Annotated in this window: 19 protein-coding genes, 1 tRNA gene and 6 pseudogenes; 16 read left to right on the forward strand and 10 right to left on the reverse strand. The window is 37.6% G+C overall.

What is annotated here, in order from left to right; all coding sequences use genetic code 11:
- Nucleotides 1-191 precede the first annotated feature (191 nt).
- The 7 genes and pseudogenes from NYR89_RS01875 to NYR89_RS01905 all read left to right on the forward strand — a co-directional run bounded on the left by NYR89_RS01875 (nucleotide 192) and on the right by NYR89_RS01905 (nucleotide 5,674).
- Nucleotides 192-3,155, forward strand: coding sequence for a TonB-dependent receptor domain-containing protein (locus NYR89_RS01875; protein WP_279446108.1), 2,964 nt, complete (start codon nucleotides 192-194; stop codon nucleotides 3,153-3,155).
- Between the two features lie 256 nt (nucleotides 3,156-3,411).
- Nucleotides 3,412-3,720, forward strand: coding sequence for a translation initiation factor IF-3 (infC, locus tag NYR89_RS01880; RefSeq protein WP_279446109.1), 309 nt, complete (start codon nucleotides 3,412-3,414; stop codon nucleotides 3,718-3,720).
- Nucleotides 3,641-3,892 (forward strand): annotated as a pseudogene (gene infC, locus NYR89_RS01885) (translation initiation factor IF-3); the annotation flags it as partial. The gene infC (NYR89_RS01880) and the pseudogene infC (NYR89_RS01885), both read left to right, overlap by 80 nt.
- Before the next feature lie 247 nt (nucleotides 3,893-4,139).
- Entirely contained in the window at nucleotides 4,140-4,337 is a 198-nt protein-coding gene (rpmI, locus tag NYR89_RS01890) for a 50S ribosomal protein L35 (protein WP_279446110.1), read from the forward strand.
- Nucleotides 4,338-4,404: 67 nt separating this feature from the next.
- Nucleotides 4,405-4,757: pseudogene (gene rplT, locus NYR89_RS01895) on the forward strand (50S ribosomal protein L20).
- Nucleotides 4,758-4,805: 48 nt separating this feature from the next.
- Nucleotides 4,806-5,333 carry a recombinase RecA gene (locus NYR89_RS01900; RefSeq protein WP_341536363.1) on the forward strand — a complete coding sequence of 176 codons (528 nt, stop codon included), beginning with the start codon at nucleotides 4,806-4,808 and terminating at the stop codon, nucleotides 5,331-5,333.
- 41 nt (nucleotides 5,334-5,374) lie between these two features.
- A complete protein-coding gene (locus NYR89_RS01905; RefSeq protein ID WP_279446112.1) occupies nucleotides 5,375-5,674 on the forward strand; it encodes a hypothetical protein in 300 nt (99 codons plus the stop codon).
- A 42-nt stretch (nucleotides 5,675-5,716) separates the two neighbouring features.
- Here the strand turns inward: NYR89_RS01905 and NYR89_RS01910 are convergent.
- Nucleotides 5,717-6,276, reverse strand: a pseudogene (locus NYR89_RS01910) (IS3 family transposase); the annotation flags it as partial.
- A gap of 232 nt (nucleotides 6,277-6,508) precedes the next feature.
- Between NYR89_RS01910 and NYR89_RS01915 the strand changes: the two are divergent.
- Together NYR89_RS01915 and NYR89_RS01920 are read left to right on the forward strand one after the other, a co-directional pair.
- A complete protein-coding gene (locus tag NYR89_RS01915) occupies nucleotides 6,509-6,709 on the forward strand; it encodes a hypothetical protein (RefSeq protein ID WP_279446113.1) in 201 nt (66 codons plus the stop codon).
- Nucleotides 6,710-6,720: 11 nt separating this feature from the next.
- The gene (locus NYR89_RS01920; RefSeq protein WP_279446114.1) at nucleotides 6,721-7,257 is read left to right on the forward strand and encodes a YadA C-terminal domain-containing protein; all 537 of its coding nucleotides are present in this window, start codon (nucleotides 6,721-6,723) and stop codon (nucleotides 7,255-7,257) included.
- 80 nt (nucleotides 7,258-7,337) lie between these two features.
- Here the strand turns inward: NYR89_RS01920 and NYR89_RS01925 are convergent, their stop codons facing one another.
- The 4 genes and pseudogenes from NYR89_RS01925 to NYR89_RS01940 form a co-directional block, all read right to left on the reverse strand.
- On the reverse strand, nucleotides 7,338-9,170 hold the full coding sequence (locus NYR89_RS01925; protein ID WP_279446115.1) for a hypothetical protein: 1,833 nt from the start codon (nucleotides 9,168-9,170) through the stop codon (nucleotides 7,338-7,340).
- 128 nt (nucleotides 9,171-9,298) lie between these two features.
- Nucleotides 9,299-10,643: pseudogene (locus NYR89_RS01930) on the reverse strand (IS3 family transposase).
- An 82-nt stretch (nucleotides 10,644-10,725) separates the two neighbouring features.
- Nucleotides 10,726-12,021, reverse strand: a complete 1,296-nt coding sequence (gene paeA, locus NYR89_RS01935) for a polyamine export protein PaeA (protein WP_279446116.1) — start codon at nucleotides 12,019-12,021, stop codon at nucleotides 10,726-10,728.
- A gap of 43 nt (nucleotides 12,022-12,064) precedes the next feature.
- Complete coding sequence (locus NYR89_RS01940; protein ID WP_279446117.1) at nucleotides 12,065-12,715, reverse strand: TIGR01621 family pseudouridine synthase; 651 nt, start codon at nucleotides 12,713-12,715, stop codon at nucleotides 12,065-12,067.
- A 49-nt stretch (nucleotides 12,716-12,764) separates the two neighbouring features.
- Here NYR89_RS01940 and NYR89_RS01945 point away from each other — a divergent pair, with 49 nt between their 5' ends.
- Entirely contained in the window at nucleotides 12,765-13,397 is a 633-nt protein-coding gene (locus NYR89_RS01945) for a histidine phosphatase family protein (RefSeq protein ID WP_279446118.1), read from the forward strand.
- Nucleotides 13,398-13,465: 68 nt separating this feature from the next.
- Here NYR89_RS01945 and ruvX read toward each other — a convergent pair.
- From ruvX to NYR89_RS01965, 4 genes and pseudogenes are all read right to left on the reverse strand, one after another.
- Nucleotides 13,466-13,878: pseudogene (gene ruvX / locus NYR89_RS01950) on the reverse strand (Holliday junction resolvase RuvX).
- Nucleotides 13,879-13,929: 51 nt separating this feature from the next.
- Nucleotides 13,930-14,490, reverse strand: a complete 561-nt coding sequence (locus NYR89_RS01955) for a YqgE/AlgH family protein (RefSeq protein ID WP_279446119.1) — start codon at nucleotides 14,488-14,490, stop codon at nucleotides 13,930-13,932.
- Nucleotides 14,490-15,221, reverse strand: a complete 732-nt coding sequence (gene rsmE / locus NYR89_RS01960) for a 16S rRNA (uracil(1498)-N(3))-methyltransferase (protein ID WP_279446120.1) — start codon at nucleotides 15,219-15,221, stop codon at nucleotides 14,490-14,492. The genes NYR89_RS01955 and rsmE overlap by 1 nt, the downstream gene beginning before the upstream one ends.
- Nucleotides 15,222-15,306: 85 nt before the next feature.
- On the reverse strand, nucleotides 15,307-15,897 hold the full coding sequence (locus tag NYR89_RS01965; RefSeq protein ID WP_279446121.1) for a YajG family lipoprotein: 591 nt from the start codon (nucleotides 15,895-15,897) through the stop codon (nucleotides 15,307-15,309).
- 118 nt (nucleotides 15,898-16,015) lie between these two features.
- On the opposite strand from NYR89_RS01965, the gene NYR89_RS01970 reads away from it, so the two are divergent.
- Both NYR89_RS01970 and NYR89_RS01975 read left to right on the forward strand, forming a co-directional pair.
- Nucleotides 16,016-16,327: a BolA family protein gene (locus NYR89_RS01970; RefSeq protein ID WP_279446122.1), complete on the forward strand. Its 312-nt coding sequence runs from the start codon at nucleotides 16,016-16,018 to the stop codon at nucleotides 16,325-16,327.
- A gap of 117 nt (nucleotides 16,328-16,444) precedes the next feature.
- A tRNA-Ser gene (locus NYR89_RS01975) sits at nucleotides 16,445-16,535 on the forward strand.
- A 350-nt stretch (nucleotides 16,536-16,885) separates the two neighbouring features.
- On the opposite strand, the pseudogene adhE reads toward NYR89_RS01975, so the two are convergent.
- Nucleotides 16,886-19,437: pseudogene (gene adhE, locus NYR89_RS01980) on the reverse strand (bifunctional acetaldehyde-CoA/alcohol dehydrogenase); the annotation flags it as partial.
- Nucleotides 19,438-19,707: 270 nt separating this feature from the next.
- On the opposite strand from adhE, the gene hemC reads away from it, so the two are divergent.
- From hemC to NYR89_RS02000, 4 genes are read left to right on the forward strand one after another with little or no spacing between them, the layout of a single operon-like run.
- Nucleotides 19,708-20,637 carry a hydroxymethylbilane synthase gene (gene hemC / locus NYR89_RS01985; RefSeq protein ID WP_279446626.1) on the forward strand — a complete coding sequence of 310 codons (930 nt, stop codon included), beginning with the start codon at nucleotides 19,708-19,710 and terminating at the stop codon, nucleotides 20,635-20,637.
- A gap of 2 nt (nucleotides 20,638-20,639) precedes the next feature.
- Nucleotides 20,640-21,404, forward strand: coding sequence for a uroporphyrinogen-III synthase (locus NYR89_RS01990; protein ID WP_279446123.1), 765 nt, complete (start codon nucleotides 20,640-20,642; stop codon nucleotides 21,402-21,404).
- Between the two features lie 10 nt (nucleotides 21,405-21,414).
- Nucleotides 21,415-22,779, forward strand: coding sequence for a uroporphyrinogen-III C-methyltransferase (locus tag NYR89_RS01995; protein WP_279446124.1), 1,365 nt, complete (start codon nucleotides 21,415-21,417; stop codon nucleotides 22,777-22,779).
- 3 nt (nucleotides 22,780-22,782) lie between these two features.
- A complete protein-coding gene (locus NYR89_RS02000; RefSeq protein WP_279446126.1) occupies nucleotides 22,783-24,030 on the forward strand; it encodes a heme biosynthesis protein HemY in 1,248 nt (415 codons plus the stop codon).
- The last annotated feature ends 37 nt before the right edge of the window (nucleotides 24,031-24,067 follow it).

Here is a 24,067-nt window from a genome sequence, read left to right on the forward strand (position 1 = left end):
TTGTAAAAGGGCGGTCAAATTTGACCGCTTTTTTTATATCTATCAAAAGCTAAAATCCTGTTAGATTATTTATGTCTGTGGAATATTTATTTTTGAGCGTATTGTTATGTTATTTATTGTAAATTTAGGTTTGTGTTTTTAGGTAAAATAAATATAATTAAGAATCATTCTTATTAAAAGGAGATTCATATATGAGAAAAATAAATAAACAAATCTTATTATGCAGTTCTATTACGCTCTTATTTCAAGCGGAAGCCCATGCTTCGGTATCGGAACAGTTAGATATGATAGATGTCATTGGGGAAACTGAAATAAATATTCGAGAGAAAAAAGTGGGAGAAACAAAGATCTCTGCTAAAACCATTAAAAAGCGACAGGTGGCGGACGGTAAAGATTTAGTTCGCTATGAAACCGGCGTCACTGTAGTCGAAAATGGACGTTTTGGAAATAGCGGTTTTGCGATTCGTGGTGTGGATGAAAATCGAGTAGGGATAATGATTGATGGTCTGCGTCAGGCAGAAACGTTATCTTCGCAAGGATTTAAAGAATTATTTGAAGGATATGGAAATTTTAATAATACGAGAAATGGTATCGAAATAGAAAATACGAAAATGGCAACCATCACAAAAGGGGCTGATTCAATTAAATCAGGGAGTGGTGCATTAGGTGGTTCGGTACTGTTTGAAACCAAAGATGCTCGAGATTATTTGATTAATAAAGATTACTATTTGAGTATGAAAAAAGGTTATCAAAGTATGAATAACCAAGATATGTACTCAATGACGGCGGCAGGTAGATATAAGGGGATTGATGCTTTAGTGGTACATACTAAGCGTAATGGGCATGAAACAGAAAATTTTAGCTATAAAAATGAGGACGATCAGCTTGTAGGGAAAGCAAGAGAGAAAACCGATCCTTATCATATTAAGCGTGAAAGTACGCTAGTCAAATTAGCATATCAACCGAATGAAAATCATCGTTTCGGTGTGGTTTATGATTCCTCTAAGTTAGCTTCAAAAGGGAAAGATCTATCCTATACATTAAGACCTACACAATATTCAAAAGACGAACGTTATGGAGAACGTTTAACGAATGATAAATCCAACCGAAAAAATATTCAGTTTACCTATGAAAACTTTGTACCTACATCGTTATGGGATTATGCCAAAATATCATTTTCATCACAAAAAATTACGAATAATGCTCGTACGGATGAATATTGTTTTTCCTCAAAATGTAAACAAGTCGCAAATCCTAAGCGACTCCATTTTGAAAATAAAGATGGCGTTAATATGATCGTTGACGGTAATGGACAAGCAATTAGCGGTAAAGGCGAAACTCAAGGTTGGTCGACTGAGAGTGTGTATTTTGATGCCTCGGGAAATAAACTCAGTTCGCTTGGCGATTATAGAGAATATCGAGTTAATAATATTTATATTGATTGTAGTAAGCAAGATTGTTCGAAACCTTACCGTGTATTTTTGAAAAAAGATAAAGAATATGAGGATAAATATACTTTCGTTGATAGAACACTCAAGATTGAGACGATTAATGGTAAGAAATATGGTTCAGTGATTCCTCAAACAGGTCTGAAATACGGTTGGTTGACAACAGAAGAAGAACTCTTTTTTGTTTTACCTCATTCTGCAGGATACAGCCGTAATGATTATAACGATAGGGATTTAAATACGGATACACGGCAAATTAATTTAGATTTTGACAAAGCATTTTCTTTATGGGGCTTTGAACATAGTGTGAAATATGGCGGAGTTTATAGCCAAACCAAGAAAAATATGTTGAATAAAGATGGTTATATCGGCGGCAATATACAATGGTGGGCGAATGATTTCTTTTGTGGCGAATCAAATAACGATTATCCGGTAACTTATACACCTCGTCCTGATCAGTGGGCGACAACTGGTAACTGTACGGGGGAATATCGTTATAAAATAAATGGACGTTATAGCTATTTATTACCGGTAAACAACCAAAATCAGACTTTTCATTTTGGGGATAATGTCAAGATAACGGATTGGCTAGGATTTGATCTGAATTATCGTTATGACAGAGAAAAGCAGAAACCAGCGTATGACGATAAAATCCCAGTACCAAAAGGTATGATTGCCGGTATTTTTGTGCCATTGCCGGGAAATGCTTATGGACCTAATGCGGATTGTGGTTATAACACGGAATGTATGAATCAGAATTTGCAACAAAATTTATCTCATCTCTTACAGAATAAGTCTTATAAACATCATTCTTATAGCTTAGGGGTAAATTTAGATCCGACAGATTGGTTACGTTTACAATTTAAATATTCAAATGGATTTAGAGCACCGACGTCAGATGAAATTTATATGACCTTCAAGCATCCGAGTTTTTCGATTAGTCCGAATACGCGTTTAAATAAAGAAGTTGCAAAGACGAAAGAAGTTGCGATGACGTGGTATAAAGACCAAAGTTTTTTAACATTTAATTTATTCCGAACTGATTATAAAGATTTTATTGATTTGGTGTTTATGGGCGAAAAATTTGTTGATATCGGTAGTGCGATAAAATATCCATTTTACCAAAATCAAAATTTAGATTATGCCCGAGTTCAAGGCTTTGAAATCAATTCTCGTTTTTCATTAGGCGATTTTTATCAAGCATTACAAGGTTTTCATTTGGGGTATAAATTGACACATCAAAAAGGACGTATAAATGGCCATCGCCCAATGAATGTTATTCAACCGACAACATCTGTATATTCTTTGGGGTATTCCGGATTAGATGATAAATACGGCGTTGATTTTTTTCTTACGGATGTTTCAGCTAAGAAAGCGGCAGATACCTACAATATGTATTGGGAAAATCAGAGTAAAGATTCCGATTTTCTGGTTAAAGGTGAGCGTGTAAAAGATAGTTATATTCCTTGGCGTAATAAACATTACACGGTGTTAGATATGATTGCTTATAGTAAGCCTTTGAAAAATCTCACGATAACATTCGGCGTCTATAATATGCTAAATCAGAGATATATTACTTGGGATTCTGCACGTTCGATTCGTCCTTTAGGTACGATTAATAGAATTGATCATAATACTGGTGCTGGCTTTAGACGATTTTATGCACCGGGTAGAAATTTTCGTTTTACGACAGAGTTAACTTTCTAACAGATAATTTCTGTGATTATTACGCTTAATATTGATTATTTTTTCGTTCGCTATTGCATAACTTGGCAATATCTTTTAGAATCCGGACGTTTGTGTTTCAATTAATTTCAATTGAAGGACTTGAGAGATTTTAATCTTCTGCTCAGCAGTCGATTTCAGAGTAAAACTTACAATTACAAGAAGGAATAATACTATTAAACCTGTAAAACGTGTTCAGTCAAATCGCGCACATCGTCTTAATGATGAAATTCGTGGCGTGAAGGAAGTTCGCCTAACTGATGAAAATGGCGAACAAGTTGGTATCGTATCAATTCAAGATGCTTTGGCGAGAGCGGAAGAAGCTGAATTAGATTTAGTTGAAATCAGCCCTAATGCAGAACCGCCGGTTTGTCGTATTATGAACTACGGTAAGTTCATCTACGAAAAAGAAAAAGTCGCGAAAGAGCAAAAGAAAAAGCAGAAAGTCGTACAAATTAAGGAAATTAAATTCCGTCCGGGTACAGACGATGGCGATTATCAAATTAAGTTACGCAAACATTTTACGTTTCTTAGAAGACGGCGATAAAGTTAAAATTACCGTTCGTTTCCGTGGTCGTGAAATGGCTCACCAAGATATCGGTTTAGACGTTTTAGATCGTGTTAAAGCAGATACGGCTGAAGTGGCAGTAGTTGAATCAGCACCGGGTAAACTTGAAGGTCGCCAAGCGGTAATGGTTATTGCACCGAAGAAAAAATAATTTATTCTTGCATAAAACGGGCGGTTCCTATAAAATCCGTCCGTTTTCTCTTTTGTAAAAAAGAGAAACAAAAGCGATCTACAGGCACATTTCGCGACCTGATTTGCTTTTTAAGTCGCAAAGCTTATGAGCGGTAACGCTCTTTCGAGATAATTAGTGCTTTCCAAGTAGAAATATGATTAGTGATAATTGCATTTTTCGCCTAATTATTGTGTATTATGTAAAACAATGCGGAGTTTATAAAACAATGCCTAAAATTAAAACAGTACGTGGTGTTGCTAAGCGTTTCAAGAAAACAGCTTCAGGCGGTTTCAAACGTAAACAATCTCACTTACGTCATATTTTGACTAAGAAAACCACTAAACGTAAACGTCACTTACGCCACAAATCAATGGTAGCGAAAGCAGACCAAGTATTAGTAGTAGCGTGCTTACCATACGCATAAGCGTTGAGTCAAGTTAAAACGTACTTTAGTGAATTTTAGTTAATTATATACATTAGGAGATTTAATAATGGCTCGTGTAAAACGTGGTGTTATTGCAAGAGCACGCCATAAGAAAGTTCTTAAGGTCGCTAAAGGTTATTATGGTGCGCGTTCACGTGTTTATCGCGTTGCGTTCCAAGCTGTAATTAAAGCTGGTCAATATGCTTACCGTGACCGTCGTCAACGTAAACGTCAATTCCGTCAATTATGGATTGCACGTATCAACAATGAAGACGTCAAAACGGTTTATCTTACAGCAAATTCATCAATGGCTTGAAAAAAGCTTCTGTTGAAATCGACCGTAAGATTTTAGCTGACATCGCTGTATTCGATAAAGTTGCATTCGCGACTTTAGTTGAAAAAGCAAAATCTGCTCTTTAATTTTAAAGAATAGAGATTAGGACGCCTTCTGGCGTCCTTTTTTATATAATGCGAAAATTAATCATTATTCGAGGGCATTCCGGAGCGGGAAAATCAACGTTTGCTAAGCAAAAAATAGTGGAATTTAAGCAAGATTTCCCGAGAGGTAAAGTTTTTCATATTGAAAACGATCAATTTTTATATGAAAACGGCGAATATATTTGGACGAAAGAAAGATTCCAAGCCGCCAAAGTATTGGCAGAACATAAATTAGCATTGGCTTGGCAGTTTGCAGAAACGTATTTGCAAATGCCGATTTTAATTATAATAAGTAATGTGAATATTAGTTTGCAAGCGGTTGAAAAATATCAAAATATTGCAAATGCTTTACAGATGAAAACCGAAAAGTATCGATTGATGAATTTCTTTAAGAATCAGCATAATGTTGATGTATATACGGTATTGAATATGTATTTAGCGTTAGAACAGCAACCGTTAGCAGATGAAATTCTCATTAAGCCGATAAAGAAAATGCCCTATTTTATGCGTATAATATTAGAAAAAATGCGTAAGCGTAGGGATAAAAAAGACAGATAAGTAGTCTAATGTTCACTTATTTTTACAAAAAGGAAATAGTAATGAAAAAATTAGTTTTATTGGCATTGCCTTTGGTCGTAACAGCCTGTTCTACACCGGTACAACAGAGTACAGTACCAATGGATATGCAAGCAGTTGCAGAGTATCAACAACGTGTGGCAAGTGGGAATACCGTTTCGGAAAAACAAAAGCAACGTGTTGCTCAGCAGATTGAACCAGATGAGCCGCTTAATCAAAGCGATAAGCGTCCGAAAGTAGTCAGACAGGTTGTAAGAGAGCCAGTGATTTATCCAAGCATTGGCATTGGTTACGGTTATCACAGACATCGTCATCATTGGTAATAAAAAAGACCGCTTATGATCTGACCCCAAAAAGTTAGACTATTATTTAAGGGATTGAGTACGGTATTGCACTGGACTCAATCCTTTCAGTTTTAGTTGAATTCGTTCATTATTGTAATAGTCGATGTAATCACGAATCGTCAGTTCCAATTCCACATAGGTTTTAAACTCCCTTCCGTAGTAGCATTCGGTTTTCATCGCTTGAAAAAACTCTCCATCGCCCTTTTATCAAGGCAATTCCCTTTTCTCGCCATACTTTGCACTATCCCATTGTTTTTTAACAGGTTCTGGTAACAAATTTGTTGATATTGCCACCCTTGGTCAGAGTGCAAAATCGGTGTCGCCCCCTTCGGCAATTTGGCGATTACCCCTTCCAACATTCGCACCGTTTGGAGGAAGCTTGGGCTTCGACTCAAGTCGTAACTGATGATTTCGTTGTTAAATTGGTCTTTTATCGGTGACAAATAGAGCTTGCCCTCGCCACACTTGAACTCGGTCACATCCGTCAGCTATTTCTCGTTTGGCTGTGTTGCAGTGAAGTTTCTTGCTAAACGATTTGGGGCGATTTTTACCACTTTGCCACGATAGAATGCAAATTTTTGGTTATCATTACCACACTTAAACAAAGTTATAAGGTTATTTTTATGAACAAAATCTTTAAAACCAAGCAAAACCGTTTAGGTCAATCTGTTGTGACTTCTGAATTAGCAAGGATATTGCGTTAAAGCAACCGTATTAACTAAATCTGCGGCATTAAGGCAAGCTATTCGTGCGGTAGAGAAATCAACAACGACAGAAAATATTGCTTTAAAAACAAGCACAGTTGCAGGCGAGGTGAAAAATGTATCGGATAATGCTAACATAACAGCAAAAAACGCAAACACCAAAGCAGACAATGCAGAAAAACAAGCAAGTGAAGCAGATAAACAGGCTCAAACGGCTTTCGATACAGCAAGTATCGCTAACAACACAGCGAAATATGCAGAAATCAATGCACGCCAAACAACCACAACCGCAACAGAGGCAGAACTTTAGCAGAAAAATCAGTGCAAACGGCAACACAAGTAAACGAAAAGGCTAAAATTGCCGAAAGTCAAGCAAGCGTAGCGGTGAAAGCGACTGAGGACTTAACCGTTAAAGTTGAAACTAACGCCCAAAACATTGAGATTGTGAAAACCAATGTTGGCACGGTAAACAACAAAGTGACTTCGCTTGAAGAGCGTATAGTGCAAGCTCAAACAGCTAATGTGGCTCGCAATACGCAAAATATTCAGCGAAATGCTCAAAATATCGAGCGCAATAGCCACCGTATTGATAGCCTTGAAAACCTAGTTAAGAAAGACCGCCAACAGTCTTGTGCGGGCGTAGCTGGTGCAATCGCTTTAACGCAAATCTCGCCAGTACAAGGTAAGAAATTTACCGTTGGTGCAGGTGTTGGTACATATCGTGGCGAAAGAGCAGTTGCTGTCGGTGTGAAATATGCTCCAACCAACGACACCATTTTCAGCTTAGGCGGGAGTGCTGATAGCAGAGGTGGCGTAGGTGCTGGTGCGAGGGGAGTTTTGGATTTTAGTCTTAACTAAGGTAATCAAACAGCAAGATAGGTGACTTATAGCCAAGTGTCTTGCTGTTTTTTTTTGATTTTTAGCGTAGCATGATTTAATTATATAAATTCATAACCATCGAGCTTTAATTTATCATTTTTTAAACTATCGATAAAATTAAAAAACTCTTTAACACTCATAAGAATAGGATAGTTATCATTTATCCATAATTTACTATCTTCAGAGTCAATCCATTCCACATCGGCAGTTATACCGATAGAGACAAATTTTTTAACCCAAGTTAAGTCATGATTTAATTCAAGTTTATTTTTTTCAACAAAATCTTTTATAGACAATATACTATCAATTTTCTCTTTTATGATTTCATTTCTTTTATTTACTGTTTTTGGTGTGCCTTTTATAAAATCAATGGGTTTCTCAATGCTTTTACAGTCACACAGTATTAAGTTATCTCTAATTCGGATAGCTATGTCTGTTTCCCTGTATTTATCATTTTGAGTATTTTTGATATATTTTATGTCAAGTATTTCAACGCCAGTTTCTTTCACTTTTTCTTTTATATATTTTTCAAACAAACCTCCTCTTTCGGCATGATTTTCTCGCAATCCAAAAAATATATTGGATAGAATGTACTCCAAATGCCCTATATCACAATAAATTAAATTATTACAGGTGACTAATATAGGTAAAGGACCATATGACCAAAGTGAGATATTTTCCCTTTTAAAATTGGAAAGAGTCAAATCAGAAAGTATAGTTTTTATATCCTTTTTAGATAGGATTTGATACGATTTATTATTTAAGTCATTATTATAATCACTAAGTGTATTGACCATGTTATCAATTGTTCCTTCTTCTGTAATAAAATACCCTCTTTGTAAAGTTCCATACATATGGACTCTATTATCATTATCGTCAGTTGCTCTATTGGATATATAATAAAAAGAAAGTAATTGAATTACTGTCAAATATGAATCTAATGTATAGCCATATTTTTTTAAGAAAGGTTCTTTCAAAATGTTAACAGCAGATAAAATTGACTTTATATTCAACAGGTTTGGAAGAAAATTGGGTGCAAAATCATCACTCAAAAGTTCAGGGAATACATCCCTATTGTAATTGTAGTGGCAACTAAAAATAATATCCTCATTTATATTTTTAACATCATGATAACTAATAATGCCTTTTGAAAATGAGCTGTATGTTTGAGGTATTTCTGATCTTTTGTCATAAGATAAAATCAACCTGTTTAAACTATTGTCTCTTATCTCTTTTGGTTCTCCATTTTCATCTATGTATAATTTTGCTCCTTTACTTACAGCCCTCATTTTTGCCATTATTTTCCAATAGTAATAAGAATAACATTCTAATACATATATATCTTCATGATTTTTATGTGAATAATTTTTTAACATATATGTTTTCTCATATCGATGATATAGCTCTTTTATTTGTTTATTACTTACTCCTTTCTTCTTAAGATCTTTATAGAATAAGCCACCTAAAACCATTTTATGATTCATATCACTTCCTTTGGCTATATCTATTCCGCATTCAATTTTCCCGTATTTATAAAAAGCAGTTTCTATCGTACATCTTATGTGACTTAAAACTGTTGGATTTACGAATTCGTCATCATTTGTAATACTTCCTACTCCAACTCTACGATATAAATGAAACCAATAAAGAATAGAGTGCTTAGATATTATATTTTTCATTTTCTCTTCTAACATAGGAAGAATTGAGTTAAGAAAATCCCAAGATTCGGTTGAATCAAAACTATTTTTAAAGTTATTAATGGTAATTTCTTTTATTTGACTTCGAATTTCCTGTTTGGTGTTTTCTATTTTGTTCTGAAATAATGAATCATATTTTTTATGCACATTTAAGAAAGTATATTGATAATACTCTATTACTGTTTTTTCGATCATAATTATTAACCTGTGAAACTATATAAAACAATTAAACGTCTAATCGTTTTCGAGAATTAGACTCTTCTTTAAATCTGTTATAAGCGTAAAAGAAGTCAGGAATGATCTGACCCCAAAAAGTTAGACTACTATTTCAAGGATTGAGTACGGTATTGCACTGGACTCAGTCCTTTTAATTTTAGTTGGATTCTCGCATTATTGTAATACTCAATATAACTGTGAATTGTCCGCTCTAGCTCGGCATAGGTTTTGAACGCCTTGCCGTAGTAACATTCGGTCTTGAGTCTTGCAAAAAAACTTTCCATAGCCCCATTATCGAGGCAATTTCCTTTTCTCGACATACTTTGCACTATCCCATTGATGTTTAGCAGGTTTTGGTAGCCAATCTTGCTGATATTGCCAGCCTTGGTCTGAGTGCAAAATCGGTGTCTCCCTTTTGGGCAACTTGGCGATAGCCCCTTCCAACATTCGCACTGTTTGGAGAAAATTTGGGATTCGGCTCAAGTCGTAACTAATGATTTCGTTGTTAAATTGCTCTTTTATCGGTGACAAGTAAAGTTTACCCTCGCCACATTTGAACTCGGTTACGTCCGTCAGCTATTTCTCGTTTGGGCGTGTTGCCGTGAAGTTTCTTGCCAAGTGATTTAGGGCGATTTTCCCCACTTCACCACAATAGGAACGATATTTCTTCCGATTACATATCCCTTTTAAATCAAGCTGTTGCATTATTTTCTGCACTTTTTTGTGATTGACAATCTTGCCTTGATTTTTTAACGCCGCCGTCACTCGCCGATAGCCGTAAATCCTGTGGTGTTTGTGGTAAATCGCGGTAATTCTCTCGCAAAGTTTTGCATTTTTATCACTTTTTCGACTCAAATGATAAAAGAACAAACTGCGAGGTAAGTCCGCTAGTTGAAGCAAAATCTCTAGCGGAAATACCTTTCTCAACGCTTGGACACTTTCCGCAACCGCTCTTCTTCCACCCGAATTATCTCGTCCAACTTTTTTAGGTAGGCATTCTCCGCACGCAAACGTAAGTTTTCAAGCTCTAATTCTTCGAGCCGATTGGTTGGTTTTGGAGGTATTGGGGCGTATTTAGGGGCGTTTGTTTGTCATTGTTTTTCGTCCTTTTGGCTTGGGTTCAAACCCTTTTATACTATCTTTCACTACTGCTTTCAACCATTGAGTGATGACGCCGGAATTTGATATACCAAAGCGAAGACAGGCTTGTCGTGCAGAGTACTCGCCATTTTTGACCGATTGTATTACCTGCCATTTGAACTCCGGCGAGTAAGTTTGCTTGGTATGCAACACGGCTAAAACGTTCGAGCCTGAATGGCGAAATTGAACAATCCAGCGGTAGAGCGTTGCTCTTTTTAGTTCAAACTTGCGAAGTGTTAGGGAAAGATTCTCGTGGTGGGTGAAGTAAAAATCGACTACCTGCTGTTTGAAATGTTGATTGTATTTAGTCATAAAAAAATCTGCACCTTAATCCGTTGGCGGTTTAGTCCAACTTTTGGGGTGCAGATCATTAAGTCAGAGCTTTTTCACTATGCTAATTTGCGATATCTTTGCGGAAAGAAACCATTAATTGGTCGATTTTAAAATTTTCGGTATCAATAATTTCAAATTTGTATTGATCATAAAGGACAAAATCGGTTTTCTTCGGAATTTTACGTAGCATATACATCATAAAACCGCCGATAGTTTCGTAGTTTTCCGCATTAGGGAAACTTTCGATTTCTAACGCTCTCATCACGTCTTCCAGCGGCGTAGCACCGTCAATTAACCACGAATCTTCATCTCGGCGAACAATCTGTTCTTCTTCGGTTGAAACCAATTCACCCATCACGATACTCATTACGTCATTGAGAGTCAGAATCCCCACCACTAATGCGTATTCGTTTACGATAACGGCAAAATCTTCACCGGCGGATTTAAATAGCTCTAATACTTCGTAAAGTGATAACGTATCCGGAATAAAAAGCGATTTTTTCAGTAGTTTTGCATCTGTTAGCGATACGTTATCGTTTTTGAGATATTGGGTAAGTAGATCGTGCGTTTCGATATAACCTAAAATTTTATCTAATCCGTCATCACAGATCAGCACTTTGGAATAGGGATCTTCGCCCAGTGTTTCCAACACCTTTTCTCGATTATCGGTGCGATTTAAAAATACGATATGCTCGCGTGTAGTCATAGTAGAAGTTACACGACGTTCCTGCATTTCAAACACATTTTCGATTAAGTAATGCTCTTGTGCTTTTAAAATACCGGCTTTAGCTCCCGCATCAACCACCGCAACAATATCTTCGGAAGTCATGTTGTCTTGGCGTACGGTAGAAACGTGAAATAATTTAAATAATGTGTTGGCAATCCAATCGAAAAAAAGCACAAGCGGTTTAAATAATGCGATAAAAAACATCATAATACCAATGGTGCGCACCGCAATTTTTTCCGGATAGGTCATTGCCAAACGTTTCGGCATTAAATCTGCAAAAAGCACAAACGCCGAGGTAACAATGATAAACGCAATCCAAGAAGCGGCACTATCAACCCATTCCGCTTGCGTATATTTTGCAAGTAATTCACTGAAGTAGGGGTTGATTGCACTTTCACCGACTACACCACCAAGGATCGCGACCATATTTAAACCGATTTGTACCACGGTAATAAAACGTCCCGGCTGTTCTTGGAGCTTTAAAACTTTTTCGGCACGGAGGTCGCCCTCGTTAATCATTGCCTGTAATTTCAGCTTTCTTGCACCGGCAAGAGAGATTTCTGAAGACGAGATAATCGCACTGGCAATAATCAGTAATAAGATAATCAAACTTGCTTCAAATAAGCTCATAAAATCCTCTGTTTGATAAGTTATGATGTATAAAATTATAGCATTAAATATTTTTTATATGCTCAGTATTGCAAATTTTTGCCCAAAATTGACCGCTTGTCGGTGAGCTTTGGATACAGAAAGATTCGCCTTGATATTTAAATTTTAGCTGGTAAGCATGTAAGTACACCCGATCCGCCGCTGTACCAGTATAAAGTTGATCGCCTAAAATCGGGCTACCTAAGCTTTTCATTGCCACCCTTAATTGATGCGTTTTACCGGTTTTTGGTTGCAAAATAAAATGGCGTAAATTTGGCTCAAGCGAATGCGAAACAAATTGAGTCACGGCAGGATTCTGTTTGCTATGGCACAGTTTCCATGCGCCGTTACGGCTTTTTTGCATATCACCGCTAATTTTACCCTGTTTCTTTTTCGGTTTTTGATCGCTTAATGCCCAATAGGTTTTTTCGATTTTATGCTGTTCAAATAAGTGATAAAAGTGCACGGCGACTTGTTTGTTCAAAGCGAAAATTAATAAGCCGGACGTAACTTTATCTAAGCGATGTACCAGCCAAACTTGTTCCACTTGTAATTGTTCGGCGAGTTTTTCGGTTAATCCGACCGCTTCCTCGTCTTTGTGCACACTCATCCCGACGGGTTTATCAATCACAACAAAGTCGTGATGTTGGAAGCAAATAGTCAATTTTTCAGTCATTTTTTGCTATACTCCGATAAATTTTGTCTATTTTAACAGGGAATTGAATATGGCACTCAACATTTATTTAGTCCGCCACGGGAAAACCGTTTGGAATTTAGAAGGGCGTTTGCAAGGCTCAGGTGATTCACCTTTGGTTGAAGAAGGTATTGAAGGGGCGAAAAAAGCGGGGAGAGCGTTAAAAGAGGTTAAATTTTCCGCCGCTTATTCCAGTATGCAAAAACGTGCGCAAGATACCGCAAATTATATTTTGGCGGAAAATAACGAGAAGAATATTCCGCACTTTCACCATTTCGGTTTAAATGAGTTTGATTTTGGGCTTTGGGAAGGCACTAAATCGGTCGATTTATACTCAATTGATGAATATTGGACGATGAAAAAAACACCGGCAGAATATCGTGCGGAAACGAATGGCGGTGAAACTTATGAAGATCTTTATAATCGAGTGATTAAAGTGTTTAATCAAATTGCTCAGTTGCACCAAAATAATGAAAACGTATTAATTGTTGCACATGGTATGACATTAACTGTTCTCACAGCGGTATTACGAGGCTTGCATTGGTCGGAATGTCGTGACGAAACTAAACACTGTTTTGTGATTAACACCGCTATTAACCGAGCAGTTGTTGAGAATGGTAAGGCTGAATTAGTTGAGTTTAACCGTGTGGAACATTTGGCCTAGACTTGCAAAAAAATCCAAAAATTAGACCGCTTCTTTGCGTTGTTCAAATCAGCGGTCTTACTATTTTTTTATTGGGTTTCAAACCAACTTTCTAAAATTAAGCAGGCGGAAATCGAATCTACTTTATCTTTTTTTAAGGCTTTGTAGCCACCTCGTTCAAAAATTTCCGCTTTCGCGGACACAGTTGTAAGGCGTTCGTCTTGTAACTCAACCGGCAAATTAAAGCGTCCGTTTAAACGATTCGCAAATTTTTTCGCTCTTTGGGTCAGCGTACGCTCGCGCCGTCCATATTGAGCGGTAAACCGACTACTAAGCGTTCCGGTTGCCATTCTTTGATCACTTTTTCAATTTGATCCCAGTTAGGAATCCCATCTTGTGCTTTAAAAGAGGGAAGTCCTTGTGCTGTGCCGGTAATATCTTGTCCGACCGCACAACCGATGCTATAAGTACCGAAATCGAATGCGAGAATTGTTCTTGCCATATTATCCTTTTGCAAAAAATGATTTATTTTTGACCGCTACTTAAGCCGTCATTAGGCTCTACCAGCACGGGCTAACACACCGGAAATACCGAGCATTTCATTTGCTTCTACCCAACGCTCTAAATAACCAGTTTCGAATAAGGTTTTGTCGTTCGCTTCAGAAATCAACCAGTAATTACGTGCGATTTCTTGTTCGAGTTGTTCTGGTTTCCACGTAGCGCAACCTAAACAGACAATAAATTTTTCCGGTGCTTCCGGTTTACCGAGGCTGTCTAGTACATCGCCGGAAGTTGTGAGCAAAATATCATCAGTCACTCGGTAACTATGTAAAAATTCTTGCTCAGTTTTAGTATGAATAATAAATCCGCGATCTTGATTGATCGGTCCACCGCTTAAGACCATTTGATCTTTATGATAATTACGTTGACTTGCCATTTGGAAATCCATACGGGTAATCAATTCCAATACGGATAAGTCGGTTGGGGTATTAATCACTAAGCCCATCGCACCGTTACTGTTATGTTCGCAAATATAAATCACGGTACGATCAAAGTAATCATCATCAATTTCCGGCGTTGCAATCAAAAATTTGCCTTGTAAATTTTCTAACATTAAATATCTCCAAAACAAACTTGTAGGGCGGTAATGGTCGCAAGTGAGGCGGTTTCTGTACGCAGGACGCGTTTGCCAAGTAAAACTTCGGTGAAGCCTTCAGTTTCGGTCATTGCGATTTCTTCAGCAGATAATCCGCCTTCCGAGCCGATTAATAAACGTACACCGGCTTCAGGCACATTTGGTAACTGGCGAATGGTGTATTTCGCACGAGGATGAAGATTTAATTTCAGCATATCATCTTGTTCTTTACACCAGTCAGTTAACTTCATAATCGGGCGAATTTCAGGAATTTCATTACGCCCGCATTGCTCGCAAGCGGCAATCGCAATTTTTTGCCATTGTTGTAATTTTTTGTCTTGGCGTTCATCATTCAGTTTAACTCCGCAACGTTCAGACCAAAGCGGCGTAATGGTTTTTACGCCTAATTCAACCGATTTTTGAATAGTAAATTCCATTCGATCGCCACGAGAAATCACTTGTCCTAAATGGATCGGCAAATTGGATTCACGATTATCCAATTCACTGCCATCAATTTTGGCAATAATTTGTTTTTTTCCGACCGCTTGTAATGTTGCGTGGAAAATATGGTTTGAGCCATCAAATAAAATAATTTGCTCGCCTTCTGTCATACGTAACACACGGCCGACGTGATTCGGCGCATCTTCACTTAAAATACAACTGGTTTGACTCGCTAATAATTCGGGATGGTAAATTCTTGGGATACGCATAAGTTATTATTTAATGGATAAAGCGATCTGATTTCAGTACGATTTACAAATAATCTAGGCAATCAGACCGCTTTATATTGTTAAACTATTTAAATTGATGAATTGCAGTGGCGACTTCATTATCATTATAGATAGCTTTAACGACATCATCATAGGCTTGAGCTAATACTTTCTTAATATCATCGTTATCTGTTGTGACAGATGCACCTTCATAACCTCGAGTCGCGTTAAAGTTTTTACTAAAATTGCCTTTAGGGCCTTTAACTGCAACTTCGACACCGACTTCAGCATTAACTTTATAGAGTAAATTACCTTGTTCTACGGTAGCGAAGAATTTACGAACGCTTACGATAACATTTGCATTTGCCGCACCTTGTACAATTTGGAAACCCTTCGCATTTAAATCTTGTTGAACTGCTTGTTGGAACATTAAACCAACTTCTGGGCTAGAGGTTAAACGAGTAACTTGACCACTTTTAGTATAAGCGGCAACTTCACGAGAAGTTCGTAAATCTTGAGTCATCACACTTACCGCGACGGTTTGGTTATTTGTATTAAACGTAGCTGTCGGACTTGGTGTTGTGAATGTTAATACATTAGATTGAGACTGGCGACCGGTTAATACTGCCGTTGCAAGTGTTGTTGCAACAAGTAAGGCTTTTTTTGAGAATTTCATAAGATATCCTTTTAATTGATAAGAAATAATGGATAATGCGTATCTGAATAGTAACGCGAGTAAATCGTTATTAATTATTACTTATCAACTCTGAATTAGCAATTCATAAGGAATAAAAATGTCGGTAGAAAATACAATTAGAGAGAAATTAACGGCACAATTTCAGCCTCATGTTCTTAACATTGAAAATGAAAGCCATATGCATAGCTCAGGACGTGGATCTGAATCGCATTTTAAAGTCACGATCGTGACCTCTCATTTTGATAATATGAGAACAGTAGCTCGTCATAGAGCAATTTATAGCTGTCTTGCTTATGAATTGGAACAGGGTGTACATGCTCTTGCTTTACATACTTATACACTTTCGGAATGGGATGAAATAAATGGTGTTGTACCAAAATCGCCAAATTGTACAGGTGTGGGACAGTAAGATATTTTAGTGTGATAATTAATTTAATTTGCAAATAAAATACTTGATTAGAGTAAGAAAAATCGGTATAGTTCCCACATCTTTCAAATATACTTTAATGTATATTGTTAATAGTTCGGTGAGATGTCCGAGTGGTTGAAGGAGCACGCCTGGAAAGCGTGTATATGCGAAAGTGTATCGGGGGTTCGAATCCCCCCTCTCACCGCCATTATTAATCAGAAAGATTCCTTACTGTTTTCATAGATATTTCCTTGGTTAAGTTAAAGTAATTAATTACTTTTTTCCTTATTGGTTTAGTCCCCGAAAGTTTTTTCGGGGATTTTTTTATATCTTCCGTTTGGTTACGAGAGTTTGAAGGATAGCAAGCGGTATAAATTAAATGATTGTTTGCATAACGCTAAGATTTACATTTCATTTCTTAAAGATTCAAAAAAAGGGCTAACATTAGTTAGCCCTTTGTGCATTTCATCAATCATCAATAAGGATTTGAACGGTTTATTTTCCGTAATACGCCTTAGTCATTAGTTCTTCCATATCAGCAACCATTGCAAGACGTGGATTTGCCGGTGTACATTGGTCTTCAAAGGCATTTAATGCAAGCTCACGACGAGCCGCTAAGAACTCTTGTTCATCAATACCTTGCTCACGTAACGACATTTTCACGCCACAACGTACTGCTAAATCGTGTACGGCTTTTGCATAAGATTCCACCGCTTCTTCCGGTGTTGCCGCAGGTAAACCTAAAATACGAGCGATGTCTTGGAAACGTTTATCTGCAACATAGTTAGTGTATTTCGGCCAAGTTGCCACTTTAGTAGGGCGAGTACCATTATAACGAATCACGTGTGGTAATAAAATCGCATTGGTACGACCGTGAATGGTGTGGAATTTACCACCGATTTTATGCGCCATTGAGTGACAAATACCTAAGAACGCATTCGCAAATGCCATACCCGCCATGGTTGATGCGTTGTGCATTTTCTCACGCGCAACTTCATCAAATTCTTTTACTGATTTTTCTAAGTTTTCGAATACCAGTTTAATTGCTTGTAATGCTAAACCGTCAGTGTAGTCGTTGGCAAGAATTGAAGTATAAGCCTCGGTTGCATGGGTTAATACGTCTAAACCTGTATCCGCCGCAACGTGAGCCGGTACTGACATTACTAACGCAGGGTCAACAATTGCAATGGTTGGAGTTAATGAGTAGTCTGCTAACGGATATTTAATATCGCCATCAGTAATTACCGCAAATGGAGTAACTTCAGAACCTGTACCTGATGTGGTTGGAATGCCGACAAATTTCGCTTTACGACCTAATTGTGGGAATTTGAACGCACGTTTGCGGATATCCATAAATTTTTGAACTAAATCACGGAAATCCACTTCCGGTTGTTCATAGAATAACCACATTACTTTTGCCGCATCCATTGGTGAACCGCCACCTAATGCAATAATGGTATCCGGTTGGAAGCTACGCATAAGTTCTGTACCGCGTTGCACGGTTTGTAAACTTGGATTCGGTTCAACATCGGTAAATAATTGAATCATTACGTGATTACGACGTTGACGTAATTGCTCGGTAATTCTATCGACAAAACCAAGTTCTACCATTGAACGGTCGGTAACAATCATCACTTTCTCCGCATCTTTCATTGATTTAAGATATTGGATTGAATCACGCTCAAAATAGATTTTTGATGGCACTTTAAACCATTGCATATTATTTCTCCGTCTGCCCACACGTTTAATATTAATTAAGTTCACTGCACTTACGTTGTTGCCTACGGAGTTTTTACCGTAAGAACCACAACCTAATGTGAGGGACGGTAGGAATGAGTTATATACGTCACCGATACCACCGAATGTTGACGGAGAGTTCCAAATCACACGAATCGCTTTAACACGTTCACCGAATGTTTTGGCTAATTCGGCATTTTGGGTGTGAATTGCCGCAGAGTGACCTAAACCGTGGAAATTTACCATGGCTTCAGCAAGTTCTAAACCGTGTTCGGTTGAATTTGATTTTAATAATGCTAAAACCGGTGAAAGTTTTTCACGAGTTAGTGGTTCACCTTCGCCAACAAATGCACATTCTGCTAATAAAATATTGGTTTTTTCCGGTACGTTAAAACCGGCTTGTTCAGCAATCCAAGTCGCCGGTTTACCTACAACCGCCGCATTTAGTTTTGCACCAGCACAGTTTTCGTCTTTCGCTTTATCTACACCGAAAATGAATTTTTCTAAAAGCGCTTTCTCTTTTTTATTCACGAGATAAACGCCGTAAGATTGCATTTCTTTAACAAAATCAGCGTAAATTTCTTTATCGACAATAGTCGCTTGTTCAGATGCACAAATCATACCGTTGTCAAACGATTTTGACATCACAATGTCATAAACAGCTTGCTCTAATTTTGCCGTTTTTTCTACATAAGCTGGTACGTTACCTGCCCCAACGCCTAATGCCGGTTTACCACAAGAATATCTTGCTTCAACCATTGAATTACCACCGGTCGCTAGAATAGTTGCGATCCCCGGATGTTTCATTAATGCTGATGTGCCTTCCATTGATGGTGTTTTAATCCATTGCACGCAGTTTTTGGAGCACCGGCGGCAATAGTCGCATCATAAACAACTTGTGCGGCATGAGCTGATGATTGTTGAGCGGAAGGGTGGAAAGCAAAAACGATAGGATTACGGGTTTTGAGAGCGATTAACGCTTTGAATATGGTGGTTGAGGTTGGGTTCGTTGTTGGTGTGATACCGCATACGACACCAACTGGGTCTGCGATTTCAGTAATACCGGTGACATCATCCTCACTTATTACGCCAGCTGTTTTTAAGTGGCGCATATTATTGACTACGTATTCGCAAGCAAATAAGTTTTTAGTTGCTTTGTCTTCAAATACACCTCGACCGGTTTCTTCATAAGCATGCATTGCCAGAATACCGTGCTTATCTAGTGCCGCAACAGAGGCTTTCGCCACAATGTAATCGACTTGCTCTTGATTTAGCTGGCGAAATTCTTCGAGAGCTTTTAAACCGTTTTCAACAAGCTCGTTTACTTCAGTTTGAGCATCATATGGTTGTGCATTTTTTGCATTGTTAGCCATAGTTTGGTTCCTCTAAAAATTAAAAATCTAAAATTTTTTAACTGATGAAATTATTACTCGAAAAGGAGTAAATTGCATATAAATTTATAACTCTTTAGAGGTGTTTTTGATCTATATCAAATTTTATTTTTTGTAATAATTATCAGAAATAACAACATAAACCTTTGATTAACAATATACTAACTTTACACAGAAATTTTGGCAGTTGACTCTAATTAATGGTAGGATAACAGTATTTATATAACGACAACTGAATTAATGAAATTTCCTATGAAAGACGTATTACGTATTGCAACACGCCAAAGTCCATTAGCATTATGGCAAGCAAATTTTGTAAAAAGCGAATTAGAAAAACGATTTCCGGAACTGACGGTCGAATTAGTAACGATGGTCACTAAAGGTGATGTGATTTTGGATACGCCGTTAGCTAAAATCGGTGGTAAAGGTTTATTTGTCAAAGAATTAGAATTAGCACTGTTAGAAAATCGTGCGGATCTTGCCGTTCACTCAATGAAAGATGTGCCGATGACGTTTCCGGAAGGTTTAGGATTAGCGGTGATTTGTGAGCGAGAAGATCCTCGTGATGCGTTTGTTTCAAATAAATATCAAAATTTAGATGAGTTACCAGCTGGAGCGGTTGTAGGGACATCAAGTTTACGTCGTCAATGTCAATTAATGGCAAAATATCCGCATTTGGAAGTGAAATCTTTGCGTGGTAATGTTGGAACGCGTTTATCTAAATTGGATAATGGCGAATATGATGCGATTATTCTTGCGTCCGCCGGTTTAATTCGTTTGGAAATGGCGGAACGTATTCGTAGTTTTATTGCCGTTGAACAATCATTACCTGTCGCCGGTCAAGGTGCAGTTGGAATTGAAACGCGAGTGAATGATGAGCGAGTGTTAAATTATCTTGCAAGTTTAAACCATAATCCGACCGCTTGTTGTGTAATGGCAGAGCGAGCGATGAATACACGTTTACAAGGTGGATGCCAAGTTCCTATCGGTGGTTTTGCAACATTAAATGGCAATGAGATTACCTTAAATGCTTTGGTTGGATCTCTTGACGGTTCAACAATTATTCGAGCTTCCGGTGTTGCTACAATCGAACAGGCTGAACAGCTTGGGATTAACGTGGCGGAGCAATTACTTGCTCAAGGTGCGGATAAAATTCTCGAAGAAGTATATAAAGACGCATAAAAATGAATGTGTTAATTACTCGTCCGGATCACCGGGGACAAGAATTGCTGGAAATGTTGACTCAGCATCAAATTTTTGCGATTCATCAACCGCTGTTTACGCTAGAAGCAGGAGCAGAATTGCCTTTGCTTCCATCAGTAATGGCCCGACTGAATAGTGGTGATTATGTGTTTGCTGTATCAAAACAAGCAATTGATTTCGTTTCAGACACATTAGAACAAACCGGTTTTCATTATCGTAGTGATTTAAAATATTTTGCCGTTGGCAAACAATCGGCTCAATATTTTTCATCTCGTAGTGAACAACCTGTGCATTACCCGATTATTTCTGAAAATAGCGAGGGATTACTCTTATTAGATGAAATGCAAGATTTAAGCGGTAAAAATCTATTAATCTTGCGTGCTGAAACAGGACGTGATTTGTTGGCGGAAACAGCGATTTCTCGAGGTGCTGACGTTCAGTGTTTAGAATGTTACCGTCGCAAATATGTAGAAGAAAATCTTGCAGAAAAAATGAGTTTATGTAAGAGAGCCGGTGTTGATACGATAGTGGTAACAAGCGGTGAAATTTTAAAAACTTTATACGAGCAAACCGCAGAAGATGATCGTGCTTGGTTAGTTGAGTGTAATTTGATTGTAGTGAGTACACGTATTGCAAGTATGGCGTATCAATTAGGCTGGCATCAAAATAAGGTTCTGCTTTCAGAGAGAGCGGATAATAATAGTTTATTAGAAAGCATATTAAAATTTATCGGCAAATTTAACTAAGGTGGGAAGTATGTCAAAGAATAAGCAGATTATTGAACAAACTGAAGAGGTAGTTGAAACGGCTATATCTGAGGTGGAACAAGAAGCAACACCAACCGAAAAAGAGGATGTTGTAAAAAATCCTGAAAAAGAAACCGCTTCTCAATCGAGTAAAGAGGATGTCAAAGTGGAACAGAAAACGGATGAAAAAACCGTCATTGTGCAAAAATCTGGTGGTAAAGCTATTGGATTATTAGCGTTATTGGTTGCAATCGCTGTGGGTGGAGCCGGTCATTATATGGCAAATAAAAAATTTGCTGAGGTAGAACAGCAAATGGCTAAAATTGCCGGGCAACCTAGTTCGGTAACACCAACAGATATGCCTAATTTTGATGCAGAAAAAGCACAGCTTGCTGAATTAGCAACATCATATCAAAAAGCCTTAGAGCGTATTAGTCAGTTAGAGCAGGAACAAGCAACTTATACCAACCAAATTAATGGGCTAAAAACGCAGTTACAGAAAGTAAGTGGTGTGCCCCAATCTGAATCGGTGGTTTGGAAATTATCGGATGCGGATTTCTTATTAAATAATGCATTGCGTAAACTAGTATTAGATAACGATATTGATACGGCGAAAAATCTGTTATTAGAGGCTGATGCAGTATTGGCACAAGTTTCTAATACAGAAGTAGCCAATGTTCGTAGTGCAATCAAAAGCGATTTAGCTCAGATTGCTAATGTGAATAAAGTTGATCAAAATAACTTAATGCAACGTCTGACAACACTTGCTAATCGCTTAGATGATTTACCAATGATTGCGAATGAAGCAATCGAAGAAAATGAAATGGCAAGCGGTGAAGTAAGTGATTCAATTCAAGACTGGCAAAAAAATATTGAGAAAAGTGCGAGTTCTTTCTTAGATCATTTTATTCGTGTGAGCGATCGTAATAAAGCGGATGAAAAAGCATTTGTAGCTCCGAATCAAGAAGTTTATTTACGTGAGAATATTCGCCTACGTTTACAAATTGCGATTTTAGCAATTCCTCGTCAACAAAATGAGCTTTATAAACAATCGTTAGATGCAGTAAGCACTTGGATTAGAAGTTATTTTGAAACCCAAAATGAAAATGTTAAAAATTTCCTTAAAGAGTTAGATGATTTGAGTGAACAATCCGTTTATATTGATGCACCTAATCGTCTGAAAAGTATTGAATTACTGGATCATCTCTTAAATAAAGCTCCGCAAACAGTTGAAAAGATTGAAATTAAAGCGGAAAAAGAATTGACCCAGCCGATAGTTCCGGAAGTAAAAAATGAGCCGGTAGAATCAGCTCCGCAACAGCCTGCTCAGCCTCAAACTGAACAGGTGACGCCAGTTGCACCGCAAGGAGAATAAGATATGTTTAGAGTTCTTTTTTTAATGCTGTTATTACTGGTAAGCTTAGTTGTCGGTCCTTATATTGCCGGTAGTCAGGGCTATGTACGTATTGAAACGGATACGAAAGTCGTCGAAATGAGCCTGGTGATGCTAGTGGTTTTCTTTATTATCGCAATGTCAGCCGTTTATTCCGTTGAAGTATTGATTAGCCGTTTTTGTCGCCTAAGTAAAGGATCATATAATTGGTTCTTTAATCGTAAACATAAAAAAGCTCAGCAAGAAACCTTAGAAGGATTAATGAAAATGAGCGAAGGCGATTATTCTAAGGCTGAAAAATTATTTAGTAAAAATGCTAAACACGCAGATGAGCCTGTTCTCAATTTAATTAAAGCGGCAGAAGTCGCTCAGCAAGGTGGTGATGAGTTTGCCGCCAATAAATATTTAATTGAGGCAGGAGAATTGGCAGGACCAAATAATGTTGCGGTAGAATTGGCTCGTACTCGTATTTTAGTTCAGCAGAATAAATTACCGGCGGCACGTAGTGCAATTGATAGTTTAATCGAATTAGCACCGCATAATATGGAAGTGCTTCGTTTAGCGATTAATATTTATAAAGACTCTAAAGCCTATAATGCGTTAGACAGCGTATTGGAAAATATTGGTCAACGTAGCTTCTTGTCTACAGAGGAATATGATGAGTTAACGCATTTTGTTGATGACGGTTTACTTGATGAAAAAATGAATGAGGAAGGTCAAGACGGATTATTAACGTGGTGGGAAAATCAACCGAGCCGTCGCCGTAAATCAATTTATGTCCGTACTGGTTTAATCAAACGATTAATTGATACCGATGATCATGATTCTGCACAAGAAATTGCACTTGAAACCGTGAAAAAATATGAAGATGATGTACTTGTACCACTTCTTGAGCAGTTAACCCGTTTACAAGTTTCAGAGAACAGTAAATTAGTCAAAGTGCTTGCGAAAAGAGCGGATAAGGCAGATGTCCACTATTCTGATGATTATGCAAGAGCATTGGGATATATCTATACGCGAGAGGGTTTATTTGATAAAGCTAAAGCGTATTTTGTGCAATTACTTGAACATCAAGAATGTGTAGCAAATGACCGTATTATGGCATTACACGTTGCAGAGCAGACACAAGATACCGCATTAATTGAGCGTATTCGTGCGATTAATCTGAAAGAAGTCAATATGGATAAGAAAGAGGAAGTTCAGACTGTAGGTGAAGTAATACCAACCGTTTAATTTCTCTAACATATAAATAAAAGCCGTTTATTAAGGA

The sequence above is a fragment of the Actinobacillus arthritidis genome, assembly GCF_029774155.1.
GTDB classification, from domain to species: domain Bacteria; phylum Pseudomonadota; class Gammaproteobacteria; order Enterobacterales; family Pasteurellaceae; genus Actinobacillus; species Actinobacillus arthritidis.

Excerpts from the sequence above, each read along its gene's own strand:
- NYR89_RS01875 (WP_279446108.1), top strand. The coding sequence starts at position 192 with ATGAGAAAAATAAATAAACAAATCTTATTATGCAGTTCTATTACGCTC.
- rpmI (WP_279446110.1), top strand. The coding sequence starts at position 4,140 with ATGCCTAAAATTAAAACAGTACGTGGTGTTGCTAAGCGTTTCAAGAAA.
- NYR89_RS01900 (WP_341536363.1), top strand. The coding sequence starts at position 4,806 with ATGCGAAAATTAATCATTATTCGAGGGCATTCCGGAGCGGGAAAATCA.
- NYR89_RS01905 (WP_279446112.1), top strand. The coding sequence starts at position 5,375 with ATGAAAAAATTAGTTTTATTGGCATTGCCTTTGGTCGTAACAGCCTGT.
- NYR89_RS01925 (WP_279446115.1), bottom strand. The coding sequence starts at position 9,170 with ATGATCGAAAAAACAGTAATAGAGTATTATCAATATACTTTCTTAAAT.
- paeA (WP_279446116.1), bottom strand. The coding sequence starts at position 12,021 with ATGAGCTTATTTGAAGCAAGTTTGATTATCTTATTACTGATTATTGCC.
- NYR89_RS01940 (WP_279446117.1), bottom strand. The coding sequence starts at position 12,715 with ATGACTGAAAAATTGACTATTTGCTTCCAACATCACGACTTTGTTGTG.
- NYR89_RS01945 (WP_279446118.1), top strand. The coding sequence starts at position 12,765 with ATGGCACTCAACATTTATTTAGTCCGCCACGGGAAAACCGTTTGGAAT.
- NYR89_RS01955 (WP_279446119.1), bottom strand. The coding sequence starts at position 14,490 with ATGTTAGAAAATTTACAAGGCAAATTTTTGATTGCAACGCCGGAAATT.
- rsmE (WP_279446120.1), bottom strand. The coding sequence starts at position 15,221 with ATGCGTATCCCAAGAATTTACCATCCCGAATTATTAGCGAGTCAAACC.
- NYR89_RS01965 (WP_279446121.1), bottom strand. The coding sequence starts at position 15,897 with ATGAAATTCTCAAAAAAAGCCTTACTTGTTGCAACAACACTTGCAACG.
- NYR89_RS01970 (WP_279446122.1), top strand. The coding sequence starts at position 16,016 with ATGTCGGTAGAAAATACAATTAGAGAGAAATTAACGGCACAATTTCAG.
- hemC (WP_279446626.1), top strand. The coding sequence starts at position 19,708 with ATGAAAGACGTATTACGTATTGCAACACGCCAAAGTCCATTAGCATTA.
- NYR89_RS01990 (WP_279446123.1), top strand. The coding sequence starts at position 20,640 with ATGAATGTGTTAATTACTCGTCCGGATCACCGGGGACAAGAATTGCTG.
- NYR89_RS01995 (WP_279446124.1), top strand. The coding sequence starts at position 21,415 with ATGTCAAAGAATAAGCAGATTATTGAACAAACTGAAGAGGTAGTTGAA.
- NYR89_RS02000 (WP_279446126.1), top strand. The coding sequence starts at position 22,783 with ATGTTTAGAGTTCTTTTTTTAATGCTGTTATTACTGGTAAGCTTAGTT.